Annotated in this window: 22 protein-coding genes, 3 tRNA genes and 1 pseudogene; 10 read left to right on the plus strand and 16 right to left on the minus strand. The window is 71.6% G+C overall.

The window, feature by feature from the left end:
• Window positions 1-43 precede the first annotated feature (43 nt).
• Window positions 44-1,201 (plus strand): RNA polymerase sigma factor, encoded by a 1,158-nt coding sequence (locus CRV15_RS20085; protein ID WP_003954025.1) that lies wholly within the window; start codon window positions 44-46, stop codon window positions 1,199-1,201.
• Window positions 1,202-1,234: 33 nt separating this feature from the next.
• Here the strand turns inward: CRV15_RS20085 and CRV15_RS20090 are convergent, their stop codons facing one another.
• The 4 genes from CRV15_RS20090 to CRV15_RS20105 form a co-directional block, all read right to left on the minus strand.
• Window positions 1,235-3,169 carry an ABC transporter ATP-binding protein gene (locus tag CRV15_RS20090; protein ID WP_003954026.1) on the minus strand — a complete coding sequence of 645 codons (1,935 nt, stop codon included), beginning with the start codon at window positions 3,167-3,169 and terminating at the stop codon, window positions 1,235-1,237.
• Complete coding sequence (locus CRV15_RS20095; RefSeq protein ID WP_009996130.1) at window positions 3,166-4,899, minus strand: ABC transporter ATP-binding protein; 1,734 nt, start codon at window positions 4,897-4,899, stop codon at window positions 3,166-3,168. The genes CRV15_RS20090 and CRV15_RS20095 overlap by 4 nt, the downstream gene beginning before the upstream one ends.
• A 498-nt stretch (window positions 4,900-5,397) precedes the next feature.
• Window positions 5,398-6,834: an FGGY family carbohydrate kinase gene (locus tag CRV15_RS20100; protein WP_003954029.1), complete on the minus strand. Its 1,437-nt coding sequence runs from the start codon at window positions 6,832-6,834 to the stop codon at window positions 5,398-5,400.
• 36 nt (window positions 6,835-6,870) lie between these two features.
• Complete coding sequence (locus tag CRV15_RS20105; RefSeq protein WP_009996129.1) at window positions 6,871-7,170, minus strand: hypothetical protein; 300 nt, start codon at window positions 7,168-7,170, stop codon at window positions 6,871-6,873.
• Window positions 7,171-7,351: 181 nt separating this feature from the next.
• Here CRV15_RS20105 and CRV15_RS20110 point away from each other — a divergent pair.
• The 3 genes from CRV15_RS20110 (at window position 7,352) to CRV15_RS20120 (ending at window position 7,754) form a co-directional block, all read left to right on the plus strand.
• Window positions 7,352-7,424, plus strand: a tRNA-Asn gene (locus CRV15_RS20110).
• Window positions 7,425-7,429: 5 nt separating this feature from the next.
• A tRNA-Asn gene (locus tag CRV15_RS20115) sits at window positions 7,430-7,502 on the plus strand.
• A 178-nt stretch (window positions 7,503-7,680) separates the two neighbouring features.
• Window positions 7,681-7,754 (plus strand) — tRNA-Ile (locus CRV15_RS20120).
• A gap of 179 nt (window positions 7,755-7,933) precedes the next feature.
• Here the strand turns inward: CRV15_RS20120 and CRV15_RS20125 are convergent.
• The 10 genes and pseudogenes from CRV15_RS20125 to CRV15_RS20170 form a co-directional block, all read right to left on the minus strand.
• Entirely contained in the window at window positions 7,934-8,743 is an 810-nt protein-coding gene (locus CRV15_RS20125) for a hypothetical protein (protein WP_003960390.1), read from the minus strand.
• Window positions 8,740-10,326, minus strand: coding sequence for a hypothetical protein (locus tag CRV15_RS20130; RefSeq protein ID WP_003954033.1), 1,587 nt, complete (start codon window positions 10,324-10,326; stop codon window positions 8,740-8,742). Before CRV15_RS20130 ends, CRV15_RS20125 begins: the two co-directional genes overlap by 4 nt.
• Entirely contained in the window at window positions 10,323-11,213 is an 891-nt protein-coding gene (locus tag CRV15_RS20135; protein ID WP_003954034.1) for an ABC transporter ATP-binding protein, read from the minus strand. Before CRV15_RS20135 ends, CRV15_RS20130 begins: the two co-directional genes overlap by 4 nt.
• On the minus strand, window positions 11,210-12,040 hold the full coding sequence (locus CRV15_RS20140) for a zf-HC2 domain-containing protein (protein WP_003954035.1): 831 nt from the start codon (window positions 12,038-12,040) through the stop codon (window positions 11,210-11,212). The genes CRV15_RS20135 and CRV15_RS20140 overlap by 4 nt, the downstream gene beginning before the upstream one ends.
• A gap of 131 nt (window positions 12,041-12,171) precedes the next feature.
• Window positions 12,172-12,711 (minus strand): annotated as a pseudogene (locus CRV15_RS20145) (RNA polymerase sigma factor); the annotation flags it as partial.
• 67 nt (window positions 12,712-12,778) lie between these two features.
• Window positions 12,779-13,156, minus strand: coding sequence for a hypothetical protein (locus CRV15_RS20150; RefSeq protein ID WP_129555063.1), 378 nt, complete (start codon window positions 13,154-13,156; stop codon window positions 12,779-12,781).
• 490 nt (window positions 13,157-13,646) lie between these two features.
• Entirely contained in the window at window positions 13,647-14,699 is a 1,053-nt protein-coding gene (locus CRV15_RS20155) for a serine hydrolase domain-containing protein (RefSeq protein ID WP_003960386.1), read from the minus strand.
• The gene (locus CRV15_RS20160) at window positions 14,696-15,637 is read right to left on the minus strand and encodes a DUF6895 family protein (RefSeq protein WP_003960385.1); all 942 of its coding nucleotides are present in this window, start codon (window positions 15,635-15,637) and stop codon (window positions 14,696-14,698) included. Before CRV15_RS20160 ends, CRV15_RS20155 begins: the two co-directional genes overlap by 4 nt.
• A gap of 29 nt (window positions 15,638-15,666) precedes the next feature.
• Complete coding sequence (locus tag CRV15_RS20165) at window positions 15,667-16,383, minus strand: hypothetical protein (protein ID WP_003954039.1); 717 nt, start codon at window positions 16,381-16,383, stop codon at window positions 15,667-15,669.
• Between the two features lie 11 nt (window positions 16,384-16,394).
• Entirely contained in the window at window positions 16,395-16,619 is a 225-nt protein-coding gene (locus tag CRV15_RS20170) for a hypothetical protein (protein WP_230864111.1), read from the minus strand.
• Between the two features lie 873 nt (window positions 16,620-17,492).
• Between CRV15_RS20170 and CRV15_RS20175 the strand changes: the two genes are divergently transcribed.
• From CRV15_RS20175 to CRV15_RS20185, 3 genes are all read left to right on the plus strand, one after another.
• On the plus strand, window positions 17,493-17,903 hold the full coding sequence (locus CRV15_RS20175; RefSeq protein WP_003954042.1) for a TOBE domain-containing protein: 411 nt from the start codon (window positions 17,493-17,495) through the stop codon (window positions 17,901-17,903).
• Between the two features lie 88 nt (window positions 17,904-17,991).
• On the plus strand, window positions 17,992-18,801 hold the full coding sequence (gene modA / locus CRV15_RS20180; RefSeq protein ID WP_003954043.1) for a molybdate ABC transporter substrate-binding protein: 810 nt from the start codon (window positions 17,992-17,994) through the stop codon (window positions 18,799-18,801).
• Between the two features lie 72 nt (window positions 18,802-18,873).
• Window positions 18,874-20,895, plus strand: a complete 2,022-nt coding sequence (locus CRV15_RS20185) for an ABC transporter permease (protein WP_003960383.1) — start codon at window positions 18,874-18,876, stop codon at window positions 20,893-20,895.
• Between the two features lie 41 nt (window positions 20,896-20,936).
• Here the strand turns inward: CRV15_RS20185 and CRV15_RS20190 are convergent, their stop codons facing one another.
• Entirely contained in the window at window positions 20,937-21,728 is a 792-nt protein-coding gene (locus CRV15_RS20190) for a VOC family protein (protein WP_003954046.1), read from the minus strand.
• Between the two features lie 185 nt (window positions 21,729-21,913).
• Complete coding sequence (locus tag CRV15_RS20195) at window positions 21,914-23,386, minus strand: acyl-CoA synthetase (RefSeq protein ID WP_003954047.1); 1,473 nt, start codon at window positions 23,384-23,386, stop codon at window positions 21,914-21,916.
• A gap of 71 nt (window positions 23,387-23,457) precedes the next feature.
• Here CRV15_RS20195 and CRV15_RS20200 point away from each other — a divergent pair, with 71 nt between their 5' ends.
• The 3 genes from CRV15_RS20200 (at window position 23,458) to CRV15_RS20210 (ending at window position 26,677) form a co-directional block, all read left to right on the plus strand.
• A complete protein-coding gene (locus CRV15_RS20200; RefSeq protein ID WP_003954048.1) occupies window positions 23,458-23,736 on the plus strand; it encodes a hypothetical protein in 279 nt (92 codons plus the stop codon).
• 86 nt (window positions 23,737-23,822) lie between these two features.
• The gene (locus CRV15_RS20205; protein ID WP_003954049.1) at window positions 23,823-24,506 is read left to right on the plus strand and encodes an ABC transporter ATP-binding protein; all 684 of its coding nucleotides are present in this window, start codon (window positions 23,823-23,825) and stop codon (window positions 24,504-24,506) included.
• Between the two features lie 11 nt (window positions 24,507-24,517).
• A complete protein-coding gene (locus tag CRV15_RS20210; protein ID WP_230864110.1) occupies window positions 24,518-26,677 on the plus strand; it encodes a permease in 2,160 nt (719 codons plus the stop codon).
• Window positions 26,678-26,863: the final 186 nt, after the last annotated feature.

Below are 26,863 nucleotides of genomic sequence, written 5' to 3' on the forward strand. Positions count from 1 at the left end.
TACGCCCCCAGACCCGGCAGCGATCACCCTGGAGGTCGCCCCCGTGCAGACCCGGACCCTGACCGAGACCCCGGCGGAACGTTCTGCCCGGCCCGATCCCCTCCCGGCCGTTCCCGCGCAGAGCCCGTCGCCGCACCACCCCGAGGCCCCGGCGGCCGAGGCCCTTCAGGACGGGGCGGGCGCCGAGGAGAACGCCGAGGAGAGTGCCGAGGCGATCGGTGGGACGGGCGCCGAGGAGAGCGCGCCACGACCGGGGTCCGCCCGTACCGCCCGGTCCGAGAGCAGCGGCCCCTCCTCCGACCTCTTCCGTCAGTATCTGCGGGAGATCGGCAGGATTCCGCTGCTCACCGCCGCCGAGGAGGTGGAGCTGGCCCGCCGGGTCGAGGCCGGGCTCTTCGCCGAGGAGAAGCTGGCCGCGACCCCCGACCTCAACAGCTCCCGGCTCGCGGCCGACCTCGACCGGCTCGTCGTCATGGGCCGGATGGCCAAGCGCCGGCTGATCGAGGCCAATCTGCGGCTCGTGGTCTCCGTCGCCAAGCGCTATGTCGGCCGCGGACTGACCATGCTCGACCTGGTCCAGGAGGGCAATCTCGGGCTGATCCGCGCGGTCGAGAAGTTCGACTACACCCGCGGCTACAAGTTCTCCACGTACGCCACCTGGTGGATTCGCCAGGCCATGTCCCGGGCTCTCGCCGACCAGGCGCGCACCATAAGGGTCCCCGTCCATGTGGTCGAACTGATCAACCGGGTGGTCCGGGTGCAGCGCCGGATGCTCCAGGAGCAGGGCAGCGAGCCCACCCCCGAGGAGGTCGCCGCCCAGCTCGACCTGCCCCCGGAGCGGGTCAGCGAGGTACTGCGGCTCGCCCAGGAGCCGGTCTCGCTGCACGCGCCGGTCGGGGAGGAGGAGGATGTCGCCCTCGGCGACCTCATCGAGGACGGCGACGCCGCGTCCCCCGTCGAGTCCGCCGCCTTCCTGCTGCTGCGGGAGCATCTGGAGGCCGTGCTCTCCACGCTCGGCGAGCGCGAGCGCAAGGTGGTCCAGCTCCGCTACGGCCTGGCCGACGGCAGGCCGCGCACCCTGGAGGAGATCGGACGGATCTTCGGCGTGACCCGGGAGCGGATTCGCCAGATCGAGTCCAAGACCCTCAACAAGCTGCGCGACCACGCCTTCGCCGACCAGCTCCGCGGCTATCTCGACTGAACCGCCCGGCTGGGTCCCGGGCGGCCCCGGGACTCAGTCGACCTCCGCCACCGCCTCCGCGAACTGCGCCGAGTACAGCCGGGCGTAGGCGCCGCCCGCCGTCAGCAGCTCGTCATGGGTGCCCTGTTCGACGATCGAGCCGTTCTCCATCACCAGGATCACGTCCGCGTCCCGGATGGTGGAGAGCCGGTGCGCGATGACAAAGCTGGTCCGGCCGTGCGCGAGCCGGGCCATCGCCTTCTGGATCAGCACCTCCGTACGGGTGTCGACCGAGCTGGTCGCCTCGTCGAGCACCAGGATCACCGGGTCGGACAGGAACGCCCGCGCGATGGTGATGAGCTGCTTCTCGCCCGCGCTGACCCCGGCCCCCTCGGCACCGTCGTCGGCGAGCACGGTGTCGTAGCCGTCCGGCAGCGTCCGGATGAACCGGTGCGCGTGCGCGGCCCGCGCCGCCTCCTCGATCTCGGCCCGGGTGACCTTCCGGCCCGGTGCCGCGCCGTACGCGATGTTGTCCGCGATCGTCCCGCCGAACAGCCAGGTGTCCTGGAGGACCATGCCGATCGACGAACGCAGCTCGTCCCGCGACATCTTGGCCACGTCCACCCCGTCGAGACCGATCCGGCCGCCGGTGACCTCGTAGAACCGCATCAGCAGATTCACCAGCGTGGTCTTGCCCGCGCCGGTGGGGCCCACGATCGCGACCGTCTGCCCCGGCTCGACCCGCAGCGAGAGATCCTCGATCAGCGGCCTGTCCGGCTCGTAGCGGAACGAGACCTTCTCCAGCGAGACCTGTCCGGCGGGCCGCTCGGGGCGCTCCACGGACGGGCCGTCCGCCTCCTGCTCCTCGGCGTCCAGCAGCTCGAAGACGCGCTCTGCCGAGGCCACGCCCGACTGCACCAGATTCGCCATCGACGCCACCTGTGTCAGCGGCATCGAGAACTGGCGCGAGTACTGGATGAACGCCTGCACCTCGCCGATCGACAGCGAGCCCGAGGCCACCCGGAGCCCGCCGACCACCGCGACCAGCACATAGTTCAGATTGGAGACGAAGAACATCAGCGGCTGCATGACCCCGCTGTGGAACTGCGCCTTGAACCCGGCCTCGTACAGCGCCTCGTTCTGCTCGGCGAACTGCCCGGCCGACTCCCGCTGCCGCCCGAAGACCTTCACCAGCGTATGGCCGGTGTACATCTCCTCGATATGGGCGTTGAGCTTCCCCGTCGACTTCCACTGCTGGACGAAGTGGGGCTGGGAGCGCTTGCCCACCCGGGCCGCCACGACGACCGACACCGGCACCGTCACCAGCGCGACCAGCGCCAGCAGCGGCGAGACCCAGAACATCATCCCGAGCACGCCCACGATGGTCAGCAGCGAGTTGATCAACTGGCCCATCGTCTGCTGGAGGGTCTGGGAGATGTTGTCGATGTCGTTGGTGACCCGGCTCAGCACCTCGCCGCGCTTGGCCCGGTCGAAGTACGACAGCGGCAGCCGGGAGAGCTTCGCCTGCACCTCCGCGCGCATCCGGTGCATCGAGCGGTTGATCACCACGATGGCCAGCCGGGTGGAGACCAGCGCCAGCAGCCCGGAGACCACGAAGAGCGCCAGCGCGATCAGCAGCACCTCGCCGACGGCGCCGAAGTCGATGCCCCGGCCGGGCACGAAGTCCACCCCGGAGAGCATGTCGGCGAGCGAGCCGTCGCCCTCGGAGCGCAGCCGTTCGACCGTCTCCTCCTTGGTGGTGCCCTCGGGCAGCTCCCGGCCCACCACACCGGCGAAGACCCGGTCGGTCGCCCAGCCCAGCACCATCGGACCGGCCACCGAGAGGCCGACGCTCAGCACCGCCGCCGCGAGCATCACCCACAGCAGCGCCCGGTCCGGCGCGAGCTGCTTCAGCAGCCGCTTGCCGGACCCCTTGAAGTCCATGGACCGCTCGGCCGAGCCGCCCATCATCACGCGTGGGCTGCTCATGCGGCCTCGGCCTCCGTCAGCTGCGAGAGCACGATCTCGCGGTAGGTCTCGTTCCCGGCCATCAGTTCACGGTGGGTGCCGGTGCCCACCACCCGTCCCTCGTCCAGGACGACGATCCGGTCCGCCTCCCGGATGGTGGACACCCGCTGGGCGACGATCACCACGGTCGCCTCGGCGGTCTCCGCGGCGAGGGCGGAGCGCAGCGCCGCGTCCGTGGCGTAGTCGAGCGCCGAGAAGGAGTCGTCGAAGAGATAGATCTCCGGCCGCTGCACCAGCGTCCGCGCGATCGCGAGCCGCTGCCGCTGACCGCCGGAGACATTGGTCCCGCCCTGGGCGATCGGCGCGTTCAGCCCGGCGTCCAGCTCCCGGACGAAGTCGGCCGCCTGCGCGACCTCCAGGGCGTGCCACAGCTCCTCGTCGTCGGCGTCGGGACGGCCGTAGCGGAGGTTGGTGGCCACGGTTCCGGAGAAGAGGTACGGCTTCTGCGGGACGAGCCCCACGGTCCGCGCCAGCAGATCCGGATCGAGGTCGCGGACATCCGCCCCGTCGACGAGGACGGCGCCGTCCGTGACGTCGAAGAGCCGGGGCACGAGCCCCAGCAGGGTGGACTTCCCGCTTCCGGTGGAGCCGATAACCGCGGTGGTCTCCCCGGGGCGGGCCACCAGGCCGATGGAGCGCAGGACGGACTCCTCGGCCCCCGGGTAGCTGAAGTCGACGTCCCGGATCTCCAGGTGCCCGTGGCGCGACAGCTCGCGCACCGGCTCCGCGGGCGGCGCCACGCTGGACGGGGTGTCCAGCACCTCCTGGATGCGCTCGGCGCAGACCTCGGCGCGCGGCACCATCATGAACATGAACGTGGCCATCATCACGGCCATCACGATCTGCATCAGATAGGCGAGGAACGCGGTGAGCTGACCGATCTCGATCGCCCCGCTGTCGATCCGGTGCGCGCCGAACCACACGACGGCCACGGAGGAGACGTTCACCACCGTCAGCACGGTCGGGAACATCAGCGCGGTCAGCCGCCCGGTGCCGAGCGCCACCTCGGTCAGATCGGTGTTGGCCGCGCGGAAACGCTCCTGCTCGTAGCCGTCGCGGACGAAGGCCCGGATGACCCGGTTACCGGTGATCTGCTCCCGGAGCACCCGGTTCACGGTGTCGAGACGTTCCTGCATGGCGCGGAAGAGGGGCCGCATCCTGAGCACGAGGAGCGTGACCGCGATGCCCAGCACCGGGACCACGGCGAGCAGCACGGTGGAGAGCGCCACGTCCTGCCCGAGCGCCATCACGATGCCGCCGACGCACATGATCGGCGCGGAGACCATCAGGGTGAAGGACATCAGGACCAGCGTCTGGACCTGGAGCACGTCATTGGTGGTACGGGTGATCAGCGACGGCGCCCCGAAGTGCCCGACCTCCCGGGCGGAGAAGCTCTGCACCCGGTCGAAGACGGCGGTCCGGACGTCCCGGCCGAGGGCGGCGGCGGTGCGGGCGCCGTAGTAGACGGCGCCGATGTTGCAGACCACCTGCACCAGACTGATGCCGATCATGACGGCACCCAGCCGCATGATCTCGCCGGTGTCGCCCCGGACCACACCCTTGTCGATGATGTCGGCGTTCAGATTGGGCAGGTAGAGCGTGGCGCTGGTCTGGAGGAGCTGGAGGACGACCAGCAGGGTGATCGGTTGTCTGTACGGGGCGAGATGGCTCCGCAGGAGTTGTATCAGCACGCGCTGTCTCTCGGGCTCGACGAAGAGGGGGGATGGACGAGGGGGACATCCCATCTTGCGTCACGCGGGCCACCGAGCCCCAAGGATTTGTTACAAGGGGTGGTCAAGAACGGGGGCTCCGGCACCCGCCCCACCGGGCGAGTGAGCCACACCACCCGCACCCCGTCCCGGCGCGGACGGTCGCCTTGGCCCGGGACGGTTCCGGCGGGGGCGTGTGGCTGCCGGGAGCGGAGCGCGGGCCCCCGCCTCTTGGGCCGGGCGTTTGCCTCGACCCTGCGGGCGAGTGAGCCGAAGGGGTGCCGCGGGTGCCGAAAGCGGAGAGCGCGCGCAGGCCGTGAGGAACGAGCGGCCGAGCACGGTCGACCGTCGGCGCACGCTCTGGCACCCGGAGGCGAACCGAGCCACAAAAAAAGGGGGCGACCGTCGGCGCACGCTCTGGCACCCCGGAGGCGAACCGAGCCACAAAAGACAGAGAACCGAGCCACAAAAAGATCAGTATCAGTAGCCGAAGGCGCCGGGGTGGAGCTGGTCGCGGGTGGCGGCGTACTGCTGGCGGATGGCGTGGCCCACGGCGGCGGTGTCGCCGGGGTCGAGGATCTGGAGGGCGGGTTCCGGCCAGTGGGGCGGGGCGGCGGGGGACAGGGTTCCGTGGGCGACGCCGAGCGCCCAAGCGGCCTGGCGGGCGGCGCCGAGGGCGGTGTAGTCGGCGGGCTGTGGCACCACGACCTGGGTGCCGAAGATCCCGGGTGCGACGGCCTGCACGGCGGGCAGTCCGGCGCTCGCGCCGAGCAGGAAGACCCGGCGGACGTCGACGCCGCGTCCGCGCAGCACGTCGAGCGCGTCGGCGAGCGAGCAGAGCATCCCCTCGAAGGCGGCCCGCGCCAGGTGCTCGGGCTTCATCGACTCCCGGCGCAGCCCGCTGAGGGTGCCCGCGGTGTGCGGCAGCCGGGGGGTGCGCTCGCCCTCCAGATAGGGCAGGAGCACCAGTCCGCAGGAGCCGGGGGTGGACTTCAGCGCGAGGCCGGAGAGGGTGTCCAGATCGTCGACGCCCAGCATCTCGGCGGTGCCGCGCAGCACCCGTACCGCGTTCAGTGTGTGGACGACGGGCAGGTGGAGCCCGGTGGCGTCGGCGTACGAGGTGATCATCCCGTGGGGGTCGGCGAGTGCCTCGTGGTGGACGGCCATGACGGAGCCGGTGGCGCCGAGGGAGATCACCGCGTCCCCGGGGCGTACGCCGAGCCCGAGGGCGGCCGCCATGGTCTCGCCGGTCCCGGCGGAGATCAGCAGTCCTTCGGGGGTGGTGCCGGCGGCGTCGGCGGGGCCGAGCACCTCCGGCAGGGCGCACTGGTGGCCGAGGGCCAGTTCGACGAGGTCGGGCCGGTAGCCGCCGGTCCCCGCGGACCAGTACCCGGTCCCGGAGGCGCTGCCCCGGTCGGTGGTCCTGCGCGGCGGGCGGCCGAGGAGCTGCCACACCAGCCAGTCGTGCGGCTGGAGCACGGCGGCGACGCGGCGGGCTGCCTGGGGCTCGGTCCGGGCCAGCCAGCGCAGCTTGGCGACGGGGTGGGTGGCCTGCGGCACGGAGCCCACGGCGTGCGCCCAGTACTCGCGCCCGCCCAGCCCGTCGATCAGATCGGCGGCGGCGACCTGTGCCCGTTTGTCGTTGCCGAGGAGCGCGGGCCGGACGAGCGTGCCCTGCTGGTCGAGCGGGACGAGGCCCTGCTGCGCGCAGACCCCGATGGCCTGGACCCCTTCGAGCAGGCCCCCGGTCGCCGCCTCGCCCAGCGAGAGCAGCCAGGTCTGCGGATCGGCCTCCACGGCTTTGGGGTCCACGGCGTGCGGCGCGTAGCCCTGCCGCAGCACCGCGCCCGTGTCGGCGTCACAGACGACGATCTGGGTGAACGCAGATGAACTGTCCAAGCCGGCGACTATCCCCATGGAGGGAGATTCTGCCCCACGGGCGGGCCGCCGGTGTCAGGTGTTGCTGGTTCCCCAGTCGTCCTCGCCGTTCGTGCCCCGTTCCCGCAGGGAGCGGACCCGCTCCGCGACGGATTCGGGGACCCGGTCGCCGATCTTGTCGCTCACGGCGTGGAAGGCCCGCCCGGCGAGCTGCCTGCCCTCCAGCGCGGCGGACTCGGCGGCGTTGCGCACCGCCGGGTTCTGCGAGATCTGCCGGACGCTCTTCCTGAGCTGTTCGTACCGCTCGCGTCCGGCGCGTGTTCCCAGCACGTACCCGAGAGCGAGCCCGGCGACGAACGTGAGCCTGTACCGCATGGCGCTGCCACCCTTCGCTTGCGTCCACAGGTGCCCGCCCGCCCGCTCCGGCGGGTCCGTGATCGTTCTGGACCCTACCGATTGGCGGAGCACCCCCCTGCTTGCGCTAATGTATGTGTCGCAGCGAACGCACGCCCTCCGGGAGCATCCCGAGGAGGTACGTTCGGTGCACGCGAGGCAATCCCCTGTAGCTCAATTGGCAGAGCAGCCGGCTGTTAACCGGCAGGTTACTGGTTCGAGTCCAGTCGGGGGAGCGCGATCCCCTGTAGCTCAATTGGCAGAGCATTCGGCTGTTAACCGGAGGGTTGCTGGTTCGAGTCCAGCCGGGGGAGCGATATGGAAGAGGGCCCCTAGAGGGTCCTTTTTCGTATGTTCTGCAGGAGTTCGGGAACCGGGCGGGCCTCCCCGAGGTCTTCTCCCTCAAGCGTTGCCGACCATCCGGAGCAGGAGATCGTATGAGCGGCTATGCTGCGGCAGACGGCGCGCACAAATGTGCGCGACGCGCCGTTGGGGGCGGTAGCTCAGCCGGTTAGAGCAGCGGACTCATAATCCGTCGGCCGTGGGTTCGAGTCCCACCCGCCCCACCCCAGAAAAAACGGTCTGACCAGCAGTTCTGCTGAATCAAGCCAGCCGGTGGAAGGCATCTTGACGGCCCGGTCGACGCCTTCCCCGGCCCAGGGGCCGTACAGGGGCCGAGACGGGAAGGCGTCCGGGCGATCAGGGCGCGGACCCGCGCCGACAGGGCTTCATCCTGTGAAGCCGATCACTGGTGATCGTGCTGACTCCGTCGGAGATCCCGCGCTCCCGGGCCTCGCCCCAATGCCGGAGAAACGCCCCGTCGTTTTCCGTTGCCGCCCTCCCGAGGCGGGGGCTGCCGGTGCAGGAGGGCGGTGACCGGGGCGAGCAGGAGCGCGAACACGTCCCAGCGTGCAGCCGCCGCCTCCCAGCGGGGCAGGTCCTCCGGACTGCTGAACAACTCGATGCCGGAGGGGAGGAACAGCAGGACGAGGACGCAGAGGGCGAACGCGGAGGCTGCTGCCGCACCATTGCCGCGGCCCTGGGTGAAGCGGGCCGTGAGAAGGGCGAGCGCCATCGCGAGGAGGCTGAGCGCCAGTGCGGCGACGGCCGCGTCCGCGTAGGGGAAGACGGGACGTTCCGCGGGCGGGAGCGCCTGGTGCACCAGCGCGGCACCGGCGCACCAGGCGACCGTGAGGAGCAGCAGAGCGGATGCGGTCCGCAGAGAACGCCGCAGCCACCAGGGGGACGGGCACAGGCCGGTGGTCGGCGCGGCCCGGTCCTCCAGGGCGAAGACGGTGCCGACCGCGCCCACCACCGCCGACAGGAACAGCAGTGCGGCTGCCGCGCCGGGCACGAGCGACAGGCCGAAGACCGCGGGTACGGCGCAGGAGACGATGCCCACGGCCGCGCCCCACAGCAGCGGCCCGGTCCGTGCCGCCCGGCGTTCGAAGGGGAGGAGGGCGCGGACCTGTGCCGCGTACCGCCGTCCCGATACAGCCTTCTTCCGCTTCCGTGGAACGGGCCCTGCCGCCGGTGCTGTTCGAGGAGCGATCACGATGCGCACCCCTTTCCGGAGCCGGCGGGTACGGGCACGCCGAGGAGCTCAGCCGCGCGCCGGGCGGTGGTGGCCGCCGCCGTGAGTTCGTCCCACGACCTCCGGACGCCTCGGGCCACGTCGTCCCGGGGCCGGTCGAGCAGCGCCATGCCCAGGTCCGTCTCCATCCGTCCGAACTCGGTGGTGCTGAGCGTCCCGGCGAAGCCGACGACGTCGCCGCCGCTGCGCCCGAGTACGGAGCGCAGGGCTCGCTCGGTCATGGGGGCGGCCTGGCCGGCGAGCCATACGGAGACCACGGCGCGGGCGCCGCACGCGCGGACCGTGCCGCTGGGGGAGGCCGCGTCGAGGGCGGCGCCCTCCCCGGCGACAGCGCGGTGGGCGAACTCCGTGGCGAAGCCCGCTGTCGCGTCGCTGCCCTGATCGCTGTGGTCGCCCCAGTGGGTTCCCACCACGACGGCGCCCGGGGTACCCGCGCGCCGGTCGTCCAGCGCCCATTTCCGCAGCATCCCGGCGACGTCGAGGACGACGAGAGGGCCGGTGTCCGGTGAGATGTGCTGGCGTACGACATACCGTGCGTTCCGGGCCTCCACGGGCAGCGGAGCGAGGATCGCACGGGCGACGGGGGCCCACTGCTCCCGGCGGTCGGTGAAGTCCGGATAGGCGCAGTAGCGCACCCCTCCCTCTTCGGCGCACCGCTGCTGCCGCGAGGGCGAGTCCAGGGCCTGTGCTTCCGCCGCACCGTCCCGGGCGTGCTGGAGCTGAAGAGCGCCGACAGAGACCGCGCCGACGAGGGCGAGTACCCCGGCCGTACGGACGGCGGCGGATGCCATACCGGCCCGCAGCAGGGCGCCCACGGCGCAGACGGCCACCAGGAGAAGGACGTAGACGAGATGGGGCCCCGCCGGACGGTCCAGCAGATGGGCGGGCAGCGCGGTCCGCATGTCGTCCTCCTCGGCGGTGGGCAGGAGCCACCGCCAGGAGGAGGAGTCGGCGATGCCGCCCGCGACGGTGGCGATCGCCGCCACACCCAGGATCAGCGGGCCTGCGGCGACCGCGCGGACGAGGGTGCCGGTCAGCACGGCCAGCGTGCCGGCGAGCAGGACCACGGCCGGGCTCGTCGCGAGCTCGGCGGGGGAGGGGGAGCCAATGGCTCCGGGCAGCAGCGCCAGCCAGACGATCCGTACGGTGACCAGCAGGGCGGCGAGCCCGGCGACGGGCAGCACGGCCAGCAGGTGGGCGGCGGTTCGCTGCCAGGGCGTGAGGACCATGAGGGCGAACCACGGCTCCGTCTCGTCCCGGGCGGAGCGCAGAACGGCGATGTGGGTACCGAGGAAGACACCGGCGGCCAGTATCAGTAACTGCGTCTGGAGATACCTGTCCTGGTCGTGCAGGACCGGGAAGGCGGTGTCGTGGGTGACCGCGGTCTGGTAGATCCACAGCACACAGCACAGAGCCATGGTGCCGAGTACGAGCGGGTGCCGGATCAGACGGCTCGCCTCCACCACGGCGAGGGACCGTACGGGTCGCGAACCGGTTGCCCGGTGCGCGGAGGCGGGCGGCGCCTCCTGGCGGATGGCGCTCACGGGGTGCTGCCTTCCTGGGTGTGGGCGGGCAGGTCCGCGTTGAGCAGCAGGTAGGCGTCCTCAAGGGTGGGCTCGGCGAGCTCGGCGCCGGGCGGAGGGCTGCCGATGTTGCGGAACGCGCCTGTGCCGGTACGCCAGCCCGCGAGGGCCCGGGGGTCGCGCTCCCCGCTGAACCAGACGGCTCCCCGGGCGACTTCGCTGAGTTCACGAGGGCTGGAGTCATGGCGCACCCGGCCCCGCCCCATGACGATGACGCGGTGGCAGAGAGCGGCCACGTCCTCGGTCTGGTGCGTGGACAGGAGGACCGGACGGCGGGCGGCGATGTCGGCGATCAGTTCGCGGAACCTCAGCCGCTGTTCGGGGTCGAGCCCGACCGTGGGTTCGTCGAGGATGAGCAGTTCGGGATCGCCGATCAGAGCCGCCGCCAGGGCGACGCGCTGGCGCATCCCGCCGGAGAGAGCCTTGATCTTCTTGCTGCGGTCCTGGCTCAGGCCGACGGCTTCCAGAACCCGCCGTACCTCGTCATGACGGCCGCGGCGGTCGGTGTGCTCCTTGAGGATCGCCACGTAGTCCACGAACTCGAACGCGGTGAAGTGATGGTGGAATCCCGGTGTCTGCGGCAGGTAGCCGAGGCGGCGGCGGATGTCCTGCCGCTGGGCGGGCACGCGCGGGTCCCGCCCCAGGACCGTCACTTCCCCCTCGGAGGGGATCGAAGCGGTGGCCAGCACGCGCATCAGCGTTGTTTTCCCCGCACCGTTGGGGCCGAGCAGTCCGGTGACACCGGAGCCCAGGCTCAAGGAGATCCCGTCGAGTGCGTGAGCCTTGCGGTAACGGACCGTTAACCGGTCCACGGAGGTGCCGTCCCCGGCGCCGGGTCGAATGGTCATACACGGATCTCCTTGTCGAAGTCGAAGTCGGCTCGCAGCAGCAGCAGCAGCAGGAGCGCGGCAAGCAGCATCCCCGCGAGCACGGCCTGGGCGGCCGGTGAGAACAGCAGGTCGGAGTGGCGGGTCAGGAATACCGCCGTGAGCCAGACACCGACACTCACGGTGGCGGCGGGCATCGCACCGGTCCGCGGCAGCAGCAGCAGACAGAGGACGGTGACGAGGAGAGAGGGCAGGACCCAGCAGAACGCGCGGAACCCGGAGACGGGGAGGGAGAGCGCCGCCAGTGCCGTCAGTGGCAGGGTGGCGGCGAGTACGGCTGTCATCCGCAGCAGAACGAGCCGGAACCCACTCGGGGCGGCGACCTTCCCCAGTTCGTACGCCGGATCGCTGTGTCTGCCGATGGAGACCGCGATCCCGGCGGCAGGCAGCAGGGGTGCCACGGCGAGGAAGGACACCGGCGCCGCCGCTGCCGCGGACCGTGCCAGCAGGACGGTCAGGACCAGTGTCAGCGCCGTGCCGCAGAGCCAACTCGACCGCAGCATCGCCGTGGCGGCCAACAGCCGTGCCGTGTGGTCGGACACCCCGACCGTGAGCAGCAGCCGTTCGCACCGGCCGGGTACCGGTGTGTCGAGCGCGTGGTCGAGGCGCTGCCACCCCCGCTCGATCGGGACGGGGTCGGAGACCACCGCGATCTGTGCTCGGCAGTCGGCGCACGCGTCGATGTGGGGTTCCACGGAGCGGATCTCCACGGCGCCGAGGGTCCCGAGGGCGTAACGCCTCAGGGCATCCGGGAGGGGGTGCCGTCCCCCTGTGCTGTCTCTGGTCACGTCTCACGCTCCCCGCTCGTTCGCTTCGCCGGACCGGGGCGGAATCCGCGTCGCAACCGGTCGCCGCTCTCCCGGCGGCGGCCGCCCGGCGCGATCCCGCTCTCCGGGACCTGTCCCGTTCCCTCACCGTGAGCCAGTTCCTCACGCAGGCGTCCACGGGCCCGCATGGCCCGGGTCTTGACCGTTCCGACGGGCAGTCCGAGCCGGTCCGCGGCCTGCCGTGTGGTCAGCCCATCGATCACCGTGGCCTGGACGACGGCACGCAGCTCCTCGGGGAGCCGCCGCAGAGCCGTGTGCGCACCGCTGAACTCGCCCGCTTCGAGGGCCTGTTCCTCGGCCGAGGGGACACCCGGCCGTCGCAGCCCGGCGAGTAACTGGTGCAAGCGCCCCTGACTCCGGTGGGTGCGAGCAGCGTCGATGAGTCGCCGTTCGGCTATCCGCCAGAGCCAGCCGGCACAGTCCCGGACCTCGGGCGGGTGCCCCCGGGCGCATATGCGCCAGACGGAGAGGAACGCTTCCTGAACAGCGTCGTCGAGCTGGGTGATGTCCGCGCACCGGTAGCCCAGACGAGCCCTCAGCCAGGGCGCGTAACGGCGGTACAGGGCTTCGAACGCATCGCGGTCGGACTCGGCCATGGCTGCCAGGAGTTCGTCATCGGGTTTCTCGTCCATCGCCGGAATCACACCCCTTCGTCGGGGCGACGCGGGCGCGCGGTTCACACAGGTTGTGTGACATGGCTCACATCAACTCCCCTTCGGTGGCGGCCTGCCGGTTCCGCTTGATCACCTTTGGCTGCTCTTCCGTGTTGTCGGTCCGAGGGGTGTTCATGTCTCGCCTCACGTGCGGAGAGGGTGTTTCCCGATTGACTCCGGACCGGCGAGGGTTTCTCGTGTAGCCGTTGCCTTCCGTATTACGTGATGGACCACGCGTTGCGTTTCCTTGCCCTTGCATCACTTCTTTCTCATTCATAGTCTGATCTTTCGTCAGCCCGAAAAGAAAGGAAAGGGTAATGCGTAAATTAGCGAGAACGGTCATGGCAGGAGGGATCGTTGTGCTTCTCTCCGCCAGTTCCATGGCTGTCGCGTCGGCGAACTCCGTTGGTGCGGGGGCAGACACTCGTACCAAGGTGTCCCAGCAGAATGCGGAAGTCCTCGCGGTGCCGGAGTGTGTGAGGCGATGGTCGACGACAAACTACGCCTACGCGAGGAACAACTGCTCTGGCAGCCACAGCCTCAGGTTCAAGTGGTCGCTCGCGCCCGACAGTGACTGTGTCACTCTGAGGCCCGGTTACCAGGCACACCACGAGCGCCCGAACTTCGCATCGAGGTTCGAGGGTCTGGCGAGCTGCTGATCCCGCACGGGGCGTAGCAGAAAAAGGTGCGGTTTCCCGAATTGGAGTTTCGGGAAACCGCACCGTCCATGGTCGGGGTGGGCGCCCGCCGCATCCGGATTCCGCCTCTGCGGTCTGTGCCCACCCTTGCCCTGACAGGTGACTCGCGACATGTCCTGCCGGGGTGTCGGGAAAACCGTACCCATGAGCGCGGCCCCGTGCACGCCGCGCAGGTCATCGATGACGAGGGGCGTGGGGACAGCGGCAGGTACGGCCTCAGTCGAAGGTCACCTCACGGAACAGCCGCCGCCCCGCCCGCAGCGTCGTCTCGCGGCGGGTCGGGGTGGTGTTGGCGAGGACGGCGACCGCGGTGCCCGCGTCCGGGCAGAAGGCGGTGTAGCAGGTGAATCCGCCGGTGCCGCCGGTGTGCCAGAGGAGGGTGCGGCCGTGGACCTCGCGGAGGTCCCAGCCGAGGGTCTTGTGGGTGGGGCCGGGGCCGGTGGGGCGGCGGGGTTCGCGGACGGCGGTGAGGGCGGCGGTCAGCGGAGGTGGCGCGGTGGCCGGTTCGAGCAGGGCGTGGAGGTAGCGCAGCAGATCGGTGGGGGACGAGTAGAGCGCGCCCGCGCCCGCGAGGGCGTCGAAGCGCCAGTGGCCCACGGGGCGGCGCCCGCGGTGGCCGGTGGCCGCGTGGGCGGTGAGGGTCTCCTCGTCGGGGACGGTGGTGCGGCGCAGGCCCAGCGGGGCGAGGACGCGGCGCGTCAGCAGCTCCGGATAGGGGGTGCGGGCGGCGTTGGCGAGGAGCTGGCCGAGGAGTCCGGCGCCGAACGTCGAGTACCGCACGGGCCGCGGCGCCGGGCGCGGGCGCAGCCGGGCCGTCGCCCGGTAGAGGTCCGCCGTGCCGTAGCAGGCGTAGGGGTCGCTGAGCCACCGTTTCCACGCCCGGCGGTAGAGGTTGCCCGGCAGCCGGGGCAGTCCCCCGCCGTGGCTCGCCAGCTCGCCCAGGGTGATGGGGTCGGCCCCCGCCCGGGGCCCGGCCTCCGGCGGCAGATGGTTCTCGATGGGGTCGTCGTACGACACCACCCCGGCGGCGGCCATCTCGGCCAGCAGCAGCGCGGTGAAGGTCTTGGTGACGGAGCCCAGCGCGAAGAGGGTGTCGGGACCGGCGGGCGGCACATCGTCGGCGGTGGGCCGGGCGCGGTGGCCGAAGACCGCCGCCGCCCGGTCCGGGCCGCGGATCACCGCGCCCGCCGCCGCCGTGGCGGCCCCCTCGTCGACGAGCCGTCGGACATGGCCGGTGAGCAGGAACCCGGCCGTGTCGGCACGCATCATGCGCTTCCCGCCCCCGCCGTGGCCGCCGCGGTGGTCAGGGTGAGGGCGCGGGAGACCGTGAGGGTGCCCGCGACGGCGGCGACGATGGTGGGGTGGTGGTGGTTGACCCAGGCCAGATGCGCCTCGGCCGGCGGGACGGTCAGCCCGTTGGGCATCATGCCGTCGTTCTGCTGGGCGAGCGCGACCTGCCGCCACACCTCGGGGAAGAACAGCGGGCGCTTCAGACACGTCCCCACGATGAGGAATTCGAGCAGCAGATCCCAGAAGCGGGTCTCCGCGAACACCTCCACCCACACCGGCAGCCACAGGTGCAGATAGTCCTGGAGCGGTTCCGCCAGGCCGTCGGGGTCGTTGCCGTAGTCGGTGAGGTGGAAGACGGTGTGGGTGACGCCGTAGGCGTTGTTGGTGTCCATCATCCAGGGCTCGGGGGTGCCGCCCAGCCAGGTCTGGTCGGTGAGCGCCTTGATGTCGTCCTGGATCGGGACGCCGATCCTGCGGGCGGACGCGGCGACCGCGAGCCGCCGGTTCGGCAGATGCTCCGTCGACCGGGCCGCGCGCAGCCCCATCAGATGTGCCGACAGGTCGTCCATGCGCTGATGGCGCAGGTCGACGGCGGCGAAGAGCCCGTAGATCTCCATGGGGTGGGTGGCGGCGGGGGTGTAGACCTGGAGCCGGTACAGCAGCTCCCCCTCGTCGAACTGTCTCCAGGCGTACTCCAGGAGCGATTCGGCCGTCGCCGCGCACCGGTGTCCCGCGACGGCCTCCCGGTGCACCGTGCCCGCGGCGAGGGCCAGCTCGCTCAGCGCCTTGAGCTGGTTCGCGTCGATCTCGTAGTCGGGTACGTCACGACAGAGGGCGAACGCGCCGCGCATCCGCCCCAGCCACTCCACCGCACCCTCGCTGACCTGCCGGGCCAGGCGTACCGCTTCGGCGTCCATGCCCTTTCCGCCCTCTCCTTCGTGATCCGTCAGCACCGTGCACGCGCCGTCAGACGGCGGGCCACGGCCACTTCGAGCTGCACCCGGGGGTCGTCCGCGCCCAGGGTCGCCAGATGCTCCAGCGCGGGGCCGACCAGGTCCGGCACGGTGGCCGAGGCGTCGAGGACCAGCCAGCGGGCCATCCTGGCCGCGCTGAGCAGGTCGCGGCGGAGCAGGGCGCGCACCAGGCCCCGGCTGAGGTCGAGCCGCCGCCCCGCGAGCTGGGTGCGCAGCGCCGTGTCGGTGAACGGGTGCGCGGCCGACGCCAGGGGTACGAGGACCGCGGTCAGGGACATCCAGTCGGCCGCCAGGCCGTCCGGGGACGGTGACGCGGGGGCCAGGCCCTCCCAGTCGGCCCCGTCCACCCCCAGGGCGGCGAGCGCGCGCACCAGCGCCGCGTCCCGCGCCCCCCACAGCGCCGCCTCCAAGGGCTGATGCCGCGGTGCGGGGTGTGCCCGCACCGCGGTCCGCACCAGCGCCGCGTCCTCGGCCGGCAGAGGACGTCCTGTGAGGACGAACGGGGTGAGCACGTCCGCGCCCAGTACGCGCACGGCGGCCAGGCCGCCCGTGCGGTCGCCCCAGGCGCCGAGGGAACGGCTGACACCGAAGGCGTCACCGTCCTCCTGGAGCGCCCGGGTGAGCGCGCCCGCCAGTACACACGTGGCCGTCTCGACCGAACCCGGCGACGGCTGATGCGGAGTCGTCATCGACCAATCCCTCAGAACGCCGCCGCGCAGGCCAGGTTCTGCACTGAGCCGCCGAAGGCGTCTTCGATCGGTTCGTTACGGCGGGGGTTGGCTGACAGCAGCAGGAGAAGGGCGATGGCCCCCACCCCCTTGATCGAGCCGGGGCCGAAGCTGCGTGATGCCTCGCCCTCCGCCGCGATCAGGGCCCGGACTTCGTTCGTGACAGCCGACTCGACGGTCATATTTTCCACAGACATGATAATTCCTTTCTGCTGTGGAATTGCTCTGGACGAAGGGGCTATTCCATATCTGCTATGGAGTGAAACAGAGTGACCCCGAGACGGTGGGCAGGGTGACGAGTGGGGGAGAAGCACGTGCGTGTGGGTGGTCTGGCGTGCAAGTTTTCTAGGTCCGGTTGGCTGGTGGGGGGAGTGGGGAAACCGGGCTCTGCTGGTGCGTGTGGTGCCGCCGCCGGAGTGAAGGATTCGGGCGGCGAGAATTGCCGCCGGGTGGCGTCGGACGGTCGCGCGGCAGGGTCTGACGTGCGGGAATCGGACCCCGTCCGACCCCTGTGGAATTACTCCGCGACTCCATTGGGTGGATGGAATTAACTCGTCCGGACTCTCTCCGGTTGCGTACGGAAAAGAATCCGTGCAGGGGCTCGGTGGATGTGGATTTCCGGGCGGTGCGCCGGTGTCATTCGCTGTTCGCCGGTGCGCCGCCGATGGAATGGATCTCCGTTCGCGACGGCGGTACGCGCCCGGCGCCGTCACCGTATCGGGGCGGTCGGCGGGGTGTTTCCCCGTGTCGGAGGGGATCACTCGGCCGGGCGGCGTGGGAATGCGTGTACGAAGAAAAGGTCACCGATTCGGCGGAGCGCCCCCGGCGGTGACGCCCTCCTCCGGGAGCGGGGCCGCCGGTGGGCCACGGAACGGCCGCCGGTGGGATCGCGGAGCGGGTGCCGATGGAGCCACGGGGCGGGTGGTGCCGATGGGGTGACGGGGCGGGTGTCGATGGGGTGGCGGAACGGGTGCCGACGGGATGGCGGAACGGATGCGGCCATGCATCTGCAAGGCAGTACCCGGCTATCTCCTTGCAGATGCGTGGCCGAACGACCTAGCGTGGCGCATATGCAGTCCTACAGCATCGGCCAGGCCGCCCGTCTGCTCGGCGTCAGCCCCGACACCGTGCGCCGCTGGGCGGACGCCGGACGGGTCACGACCCACCGCGACGAGAGCGGCCGACGGCTCATCGACGGCCGCGACCTGGCCGCGTTCGCCGTCGAGGTGGGCCAGGGCGGGACCGGTGCCGGTGCCGCCGGGGAGGACGACGCCCCCTACACCTCCGCGCGCAACGCCTTCCCCGGCATCGTCACCGCCGTGAAGCTCGGCGACGTGGCCGCCCAGGTGGAGATCCAGGCAGGACCGCACCGGCTGGTCTCGCTGCTCACCCGGGAGGCGGTCGAGGAACTGGGGCTCGAAGTCGGCATGCGGGCCACCGCCCGGGTCAAGTCGACCAACGTCCATATCGACCGGGTGTGACGCCCCCACCGGGCCGTCCGGGACCGCGCCCCGTGCTCCCGCTCCCCTGCTTCTTCTTCCGTTCTTCACCGCCCCTCCGAGGAGTGTCATGAGGTCCGTCACCCGCCGCCGTCTCGCCGCCGTCATACCGGCCGCAGTCCTGGTGGTGTCCCTCACCGCCTGCGGCTCCGGCGAGAGCGGGAACGAGAGCGAGAACGGGAAGGGGAACGGGGACGGGGGTGGGAAGGGGAACGGCGCCCGGCTGACCGTCCTCGCCGCCGCCTCCCTCACCGACGTCTTCACCGAGGCCGGAGCCGTCTACGAGAAGGAGAACCCCGGCACGAAGGTCACGTTCTCCTTCGCCGGATCGCAGGAACTCGCCGCCCAGGTCCGCCAGGGCGCCCCCGCCGACGCCCTCGTCACCGCCGACACCAAGACCATGGACGGGCTGCGCGGCGACACCGGGACGTCCACCGTCATCGCCCGCAACCGTCTCGTCATCGCCACCACCGAGGGCAACCCCCACCGGGTCGACGAGCTGCGTGACCTCGCCGACCCCCGGCTCAAGGTGGTGCTGGCCGCGCCCGAGGTCCCCGTCGGCCGCTACAGCCGGCAGATCCTCGACGCGCAGAAGACCGAGGTCGAGCCGGTCTCCCAGGAGCCCAACGTGCGCGCCGTCCTCAGCAAGGTCGAGCTGGGCGAGGCGGACGCCGGACTCGTCTACCGGACCGACGCGACCGCCGCCGACGACAAGGTCGACGCCGTGACCATCCCCGACGCCCAGAACGCCATCGCCCGCTACCCGGCGGCCACGCTCAAGGAGTCCCGGAACGCCGACGCGGCTGCCGCGTTCGTCTCCTGGCTCAGCGGACCGCAGGCGCAGAAGATCCTCCGGGACGCCGGTTTCGAACGGCCCTGAGCCCTGAGCCCTCAAGCCCCTGAGCCCTCAAGCCCCCGAGCCGCGACAGCAACCACCGGAACGCCACCCCGCATGAGACCCCCCGCCGCCCCCCGCCCCCGCGTACCGCTGCTGCTCGCCCTCCCCGCCCTGCTCGCGGTCGGGTTCCTGCTGCTGCCGCTCGCCGGGATTCTGCTGCGCACCGACTGGGGCGGGCTCGCCGGACATCTCACCGATCCGGCGGTCGTCGAGGCGCTGCGGCTGTCGCTGTATGTCTCCTGCTGGGCGCTGCTCCTCTCGCTGCTGCTCGGGGTGCCGCTGGCGTGGGTGCTCGCGCGGGTCCCCTTCCGGGGGAAGGTGCTCGTCCGCTCCCTCGTCCTGCTGCCGATGGTGCTGCCGCCCACCGTCGGCGGTGTCGCCCTCCTCCTCGGACTCGGCCGCCGGGGGGTCGCCGGTCCCTTCCTGGAGGACACCTTCGGGATCGTCCTCCCGTTCCACACCGCCGGTGCGGTCGTCGCCGCGACCTTCGTGGCGATGCCGTTCCTCGTCATCAGCCTGGAGGGCGCGCTGCGCGGGCTGCGCCCCCGGTACGAGGAGACGGCCGCGTCCCTCGGGGCCTCGCCGGTACGGGTGTTCCTGACCGTTACCCTGCCCATGGTCGCCCCCGGGCTGCTCGCGGGGGCGGCGCTCACCTGGGCGCGCGCGCTGGGGGAGTTCGGGGCGACGATCACATTCGCCGGGAATCTGCCGGGCGCCACGCAGACCCTTCCGCTCCAGGTGTATCTGCTGCTCCAGGACGATCCGGAGGCGGCGACCTCCGTTTCGCTGCTGCTGCTCGTCATCGCCATGGCGGTGCTGATCGCGCTGCGCGGGCGGTGGGCGCCCCGGACGGTCCGTACGGAGCCGGGCGAGTCCGGACGGGGGGTGCCCGAGCCCGGCGACCTCAAGAGCAATGTGCCGGGGCCCTTGGGCAGGGTGCCCATGGGCATGCGGACGCCCGCGCCCCGCGAGTCCGGGGAGGCAGTCCCGCCCGTGCCTCGGGAGGTGGACCCGCCCGCGCCCGACCCCGGTGAGCCCACCTCCCTCCACGCCGAACTAACCGGTTTCACCCACTTCGTACTGGACGCCGCCCCCGGCACCACCATCGCCGTCGTCGGCCCCAACGGCGCCGGGAAGACGACGCTGCTGCGCGCGCTGCTCGGTCTCACGCCCCGCGCCCACGCCGCCCTGCGCCTCGGTGACGAGGAGGTCACCCGGCACCCCCCGCATCTGCGGGGTGTCGCCTGGGTCCCGCAGGACGGTGCCCTCTTCCCGCATCTGAGCGCCCTCGCGAACACCGCGTACGGGCCGCGCGCCCAGGGCGTGCCGCGTGCCGAGGCGCGGCGCCGGGCGCGGGAGTGGCTGGACCGGCTCGGCGTCGGCGCGCTCGCGCACCGCCGACCGGACCGGCTCTCCGGGGGCCAGGCCCAGCGGGTGGCGCTCGCCCGCGCGCTCGCCGCCCGCCCCCGGCTGCTGCTGCTGGACGAGCCGCTGGCCGCGCTCGACCAGACGACGCGGGCGCGGGTCCGCCACACCCTGCGCGCCCACCTCAAGGACTTCACCGGCGTCTGTCTGATCGTCACCCACGACCCCGTGGAGGCGGTGTCCCTCGCCGATCGGGTGCTCGTCCTCGACGAGGGGCGCGCCCTCCAGGACGCCCCGCCCGCCGAGGTCACCCGGGCGCCGCGCTCCCCGTGGGTGGCCCGGATGCTCGGCCGCAACGCCTGGGTGGGCACCGTGGACGGACGAGGTCTCGCGCTGCCGGGCGGCGGCACCCTGACCGCCGCCGAACCGCTGCCGCTGCCCGCCGGGACGCCCGCGCTCGCGGTGATCCCGCCGGAGGCCGTCTCCGTCCACCGCGAACGGCCGGGGGGCAGCCCGCGCAATGTGTGGCCGGGCTCCGTGCGGGAGGTCACCGCGAGCGGCAGCCGGATGCGGGTACTGATCACCTCGTCGCACGTCCCCGACCTGATCGCGGAGATGACCCCGCAGGCGGTGGCGGAGCTGGACCTCAGGGACGGTACGCGTGTCTGGGCGGGGGTCGAGGCGACGGGGGTGCGGCTCAGCGGGCTGTGACGCCGGGGCGCCCCACCCCGCCCAGCACAAAGCCGGCCGGCTCAGTCGAAGGAGGGCATCCGGCCCTCGGTGTCCGCCGTGTCGATGACGGTGAACATCGCGCCCTGCGGGTCCATCAGCGGCGCGAACCGGCCGAAGGGGCTGGGCATCGGCCCGTAGAGGAGTTTCCCGCCCAGCCGTACCGCTGTGGCGACGGTGTCGTCCATGCCGGTGACACAGAAGTAGACGTTGATGAACGGATGGACCTCGGCGGGGAAGTGTTCGGACATCTTCAGCCGCCCGGCGACCGGCTGCCCGTCCACCTTCCAGATGTGGAAGTCGACCTCGTCGCTCTCCATCTTCTGCACCTCGAACGGGAAGACCAGCGGGAAGAAGGCGTCAGCCTTGCGCGCCTCCCGGGTGCAGACCTCCGCCCAGCCGAACGAGCCCGGCTCGCCGACCAGGCCGAAGCCGTGGTGCTCGTTCGCCTGCCAGGCGCTGAACGGGACGCCGCTGGGGTCGACGGCGATGAGCATGGTGCCGAAGGACCCGACCTGCATGGGCTCCTTCACCAGGGTGCCGCCGTGCTCGCGGACCTTCGCGGCGGTCGCCTGCGCGTCCGGGGTGGCGAAGTAGAGATTCCACGCGGTCGGCGCGTCCTCCATCCCCGGCGGCTTCGGGGAGAGCGCGGCCACGGCCAGGTCGCCGACCCGGGCCTGGGTGTAGCCGCCGTACTCGGCGGCGCTCTCGCCGAAGCTCCAGCCCAGCAGCTCACCGTAGAAGGACTTGGCGGCCTCCAGGTCGGCGAACATCGCGTCCGCCCAGCACGGGGTGCCTTCCGCTCGTATGCCCATGGCGCTACCGCCTTCCGTGGGTCCGTCACGAGGGGCCCATGGGTCTGGCCCCCGCACGTCCACGCTAGGCGCGGGCGGGTGACGGCGCGCGCCGGGACGACATCTGCGCAGGTCAGCGCGGGTGGACCGACGCTCGCCGGGGCGCCAGGCCGTCGGGTCGTCGGGTCGTCGGGTTGCCAGGCCCGTCAGGCCGTCGGGTCGGCGGTCAGGGCGCGCTTCATGACCTTGCCCATGTCGTTGCGGGGCAGGGCGGTGAGAAAGCGGACGTCCCGGGGCCGTTTGTGCGGGGCGAGCTGGGCGGCGACATGGTCCGCCAGTTCCCGCGCCGACGGCGGCTCCCCGTTCCCGGCGGGCACGATCCAGGCGACGACCCGCTCGCCGAGGTCGGCGTCCGGTTCGCCGGTGACGGCGGCCTCGCGGACCCCGGGGTGGTCGAGGAGGACGTTCTCGATCTCGCCGGCGCCGATCTTGTAGCCGCCGCTCTTGATGAGGTCGGTGGCGCGCCTGCCGACGATCCGGACGGAGCCGTCCGACTCCCGTACGGCCATGTCGCCGGTGCGGAACCAGTCGCCGTCGTGCGCGGCGGCGGTCGCGTCGGGCCGGTTCAGATACTCCGTGAACAACTGCTCGCCGCGTACCTGGACCTCGCCGATGGTCTGCCCGTCGCGGATGTCGAACGCGGTGCCGTCCTCGTCCACCAGCCGTACGCCGACGCCGTGCAGCGGCAGCCCCACCGTGCCGGGCGCGGAGCCGCCGCCGGGCCGCACACTGGTGCTGATCAGGGTCTCGGTCATGCCGTACCGCTCGACGATCCGGCGGCCGGTCGCGGTTTCGATCCGGCGGAGGACGGGCAGGGGCAGCGCGGCCGAGCCGGAGACCAGCAGCCGGGCATCCGTGAGCGCGGCGCGCAGCTCCGGGTCCCCGTCGACGGCCTCCGCGAGCCGGTGGTACATCGTCGGCACACCGAAGAGAACGGTGCCGCCGCCCGCCAGCTCCCGGGCCACGCCCGCCACCGAGAACCGGCCGAGATGCCGCAGCTCACCGCCGAGGCGCAGCGGTCCGAGCACCCCCAGGATCAGCCCGTGCACATGGAACAGCGGCAGCGCGTGGACGAGGACGTCGGCCCCGGTCCACTTCCAGGCTTCCGCGAGCGCGTCAAGGTTCGCGGCGATGGCCCGCCGGGGCAGCACCGCGCCCTTGGGCGGTCCGGTGGTGCCGGAGGTGTAGACGACGAGCGCGGGGGAAAGGGGGTCGTGCGTCACGGGCAGCCCGTCCCGTTCCAGGGGCGCCGCTGCCTCGCTCACCTCGCCCACTTCCAGGGTGGTCCGTCCGCCGAGTACGTCCGGCAGCGGTGCGCCGGGGGTGACGAGGACGAGGTCCGGATCGCTGTCGGCGAGGATGTGCGCCAGCTCGCGTTCCCCGGTCCGGGGGTTCAACGGCACGACGGGCACCCCGGCGAGCAGCCCGGCGACCACCCCGACGGCGGTCTCCACCGTCGGCGTCGCCCACAGCGCCACCCGCGCGGCCCCGCCCTCCCGCATCCGCCGGGCGAGCCCGGTGGCAGCCGCCGCCAGCTCCCCGTAGCTCAGCCCCCGCCCGTCGAATCGCAGCGCGGGCCGCTCGGGCGCGGTGTACAGGGTGGGGAAGAGATCGCTCACGGGCTGTTCTCCCTCGCAGGGCTCGGTGGAGCCGTTCTGGATCATGTCCTCGCGACTGTGCAGCCTATGCCGTGCGGGACACGGCTCAGCGGGCCCGGGACCGATACTCGGATACCTTCGGCGACCGGGGTAACGGGAAAACATCGGTCAAGGACAACAGCAGTGACGGCGATCCGGTGAAGGCCGAGTACCACCGGACCTCTCAGCCGGACGACAAGCGGACCCTGTGGAACCACAGTGGCCCGGGGACCACGTCAACCTCCGCTGACGGAAGCAGAATCTACAAGTTCAAGGCGTGCGACGAGAACTACGGCAACCCGGACGACTGCTCGGGTCGGGTCATCCCGTAAGCCTGCTCTCCACGTCACATGTGCCGCACCAGCCCGTCCCGGGCTGGTGCGGCGTTCCCATTGAGTCGGACAAGAGGCCAGATTCCATGAAACAAAGTGGTTCGTCAGGGCTCCGCGTGAGCGGTCTGTGTTACCGGGTCGGGGAGCGGACGCTCCTCGACGAGGTGGACCTGTCCGTGGCCCCGGGGGAGTCGGTAGCGGTGACCGGACCCAGCGGGTCCGGGAAGTCGACCCTGCTCATGTGCATTCTCGGGCTGGTCAAGCCGCAGGCGGGCACCATCGTCGCCGGAGGCCGGGAGATCACCGGCCTGGGGTCCGCGCAGCTCGCGAAGGTGCGGCGGGAGACCCTGGGCATGGTGTTCCAATTCGGTGAACTCCTTCCCGAGCTGAGCCCGGTGGAGAACGTGGCGTTACCGGTACTGCTCGACGGAGGTGACCACCGGGCCGCGTACCGGCGTGCGGAGGAACTCCTCGACGAGCTGGGCGTCCCCGTCGGTTCGACCCCCACCGGGATGCTCTCCGGAGGCGAACGCCAGCGCACCGCCGTCGCCCGTGCCCTGATCACCGAGCCCGATGTCCTCCTCGCCGACGAGCCCACCGGTGCTCTCGACCCTGAAGCCAAGGAGGGGATGGCCCGGCTGCTCTTCACCAGTGCCCGCGACCGGGGCTGTGCACTACTGCTGGTCACGCACGATCCGACGGTTGCCGGCCGGGCAGACCGGCATCATCAGCTCCGCGGTGGGGTTCTGGCCGAAGCGGGAGCCGTCTGATGGGTCGGGCCATGCGCACGACGGCCACACTGTTCCGGATCGGTCTGGCCGCCGGCCGTTCCACACCGGGCGACCGGCTGCGCTGGTGGGGTCTGTTCGGCGCCGCGGCCACCGTCGCCTTCGTCACCCTCGCGACCGTGGCCACACTCGCCACTTATCAGGGCCGGGAGACCAGGGCGGACGCCCGAGGGCCGGCGGTCACTTTCTCCAAGAATCCCGCGCTGCTGTACCGGGAGGGCGTGGATACGGTCGGCAAGAGGCCGGCGTCCATCGTGTTCGTCCACCCTCTCACCCCTGAGGCTCCCGTCCCCGCCGGGGTGACCCGCTGGCCGGAGCCGGGCGAGGTGCTTCTCTCCCCTGAACTCATCCGCCAGGGAAAGGACGAGGGCGTCCTGACCCGGTACGGGCGATACGCCGGAACGGTCACCACCGATGGCCTGGTCACACCTTCCGAGCGGATCGCCTATGTCCGGGTGGCGGGCGCCCCACCGAAGGACGACCCCCGGTGGATGGGGGTGGCCGCGTTCGGCGGTGGCGGGGGTGGATCGACCGGAGAGATGATCGACCAACGGCCGGCGAGCTCCCCACTGACGGCACTGTGGGCCTTGGCCGGACTGCCCGCGCTCGCGCTGGCCGTCGTGTCCGCGCGGGTCGGCTCGGGCACCCGGGACCGGCGCAGCGGTCTGTTGCAGGCGTTGGGCGGAACCTGGCGGCACCGTACAGTCGTCAACCTCGGTGAGGCCGTTGTCCCGGCAGCTCTGGGGAGCATCACCGCCTTCCTCCCGTACGCCTATGCCTCCGTACGGGACATTCGCCTCGTGCCCACGGGATATCTCCTCGACCACCGCGATGTGTGGGCGGCATGGCCTGTCGCGGGCGCCGCCGCGGTGGCGTCCCTGGTGGCCGTACTGGGCATTGTCGTGGGAACCCACCGCGTCCATCGCGACGGCAGGTCCACCCGTCCCGCCACCTATACGTCCCATGTCCCCGCCTGGCGGCTGGTCGTCTGCGGCGCAGGTGTCGCGCTGGTGCTGGGGAGCCAGTACCTGCCCCGGAAAGCGCAGCTTTTCGTGTTCACGCTCGGGACCGTCGTGATGTGGGCATTCCTCTCCTCCGTCGTGGCACTCCTCACCCGCCACCTGGGCGGCTGGCTGGCCGGCCACGGCAAGCGCACGGGGCATGCGGGCCGTCTGATCGGTGGACGGTGGACGCACGCGCATCCGGGTGTCATCGTGCGCCTCGCCCTGGCCATGGTGATCGGGATCGGAATCGTCGCCCAGATGCAGGTGTGGACCAGCAGGCTCGGAACGCAGTCGCAGGCGGCTGCCACCACGTATGAGCGGATCAAGGACACGGTGATCGAGGTGACGACCGGCGGTATGACCGCCCCGCAGGCGGACCGCTTCCGGGCGTCCCTTCCGCCCGGTTCGCTGCTCCTGACCCGTACCTTCCACGATCCGGGAGCGCCCAAGGAACCCTGGGTTTCCATCGGGGGGTCCTGTCATGATCTGCGCGCGCTGAAGGTCGTCTGCCGCGGCGACGGGGAGGCGACGGCGAAGAGTGGTGCGCGGTCGGCCGCGGTGGAGGAGATGAGCCGCTGGTACGGTGATGTCAGGTTCGCGCAGAGCCCCCGGATCACCGTGAAGCCGGACAGCTCACAATCCCTTCTCGTGGTGACATCCGAGCCGGGGCGAGCCGCTGAGGTGAAGCAGGCCGCGTTCGCCCTCCCCAATCCTTCGGTGCAGGTCCAGGCACTCGGCGGGGCCTGGTTGGAATCTTCGCGGTCCCGGATACCGAACTGGATTCAGATGTTCGGCATCGTTGGCATCCTCTTCATCGTCGTGGCGGGTGCGGTGAGCGCAGCCGCTGAGTTCGTCCGGGTCCGCCATGCCCTCGCCCCGCTCTCCGTCCTGACCGGCCGCCGCCGTGTGTTCCGCTCCGTGGCCTCATGGCACCTGACTGTCCCTCTGCTTGTCGCCACGGTGGTCACGGGGGCCGTGACCGCTTGGCACTCGGTGTTCTTCATCGCCTTGGTGCAGGAGGGCTCGGTGTCCTGGAATGTTCTGGCAGTAGGTGTCATGGTCTGTGCCGTGGTCTCGTTGGCGGTGGGCCTCCTCGGCGCCCGCACGGCAGCGCGCGAGGCCGACCAATGGCGGCCCGCGGCCGACTGAGTGAACACCTGTTGACGGGGCTGTGCGGGAGGCACGTTCCGCACAGCTCCGCCGCTGCGGGAATCCCCACCCGGCTTGTACAAGGGGATCTCCTGGATTCGGACGAGCAGATCGACCACGGCCGGGAGGTCCGGCGAGCCCGGCTCGATGCGGCAGGGGGTGGCCCTGGGCGGCCGGGTGCGGGGC

Origin of the sequence: Streptomyces clavuligerus, assembly GCF_005519465.1 — a bacterium.
In the GTDB taxonomy this organism is placed as follows: Bacteria; Actinomycetota; Actinomycetes; order Streptomycetales; family Streptomycetaceae; genus Streptomyces; species Streptomyces clavuligerus.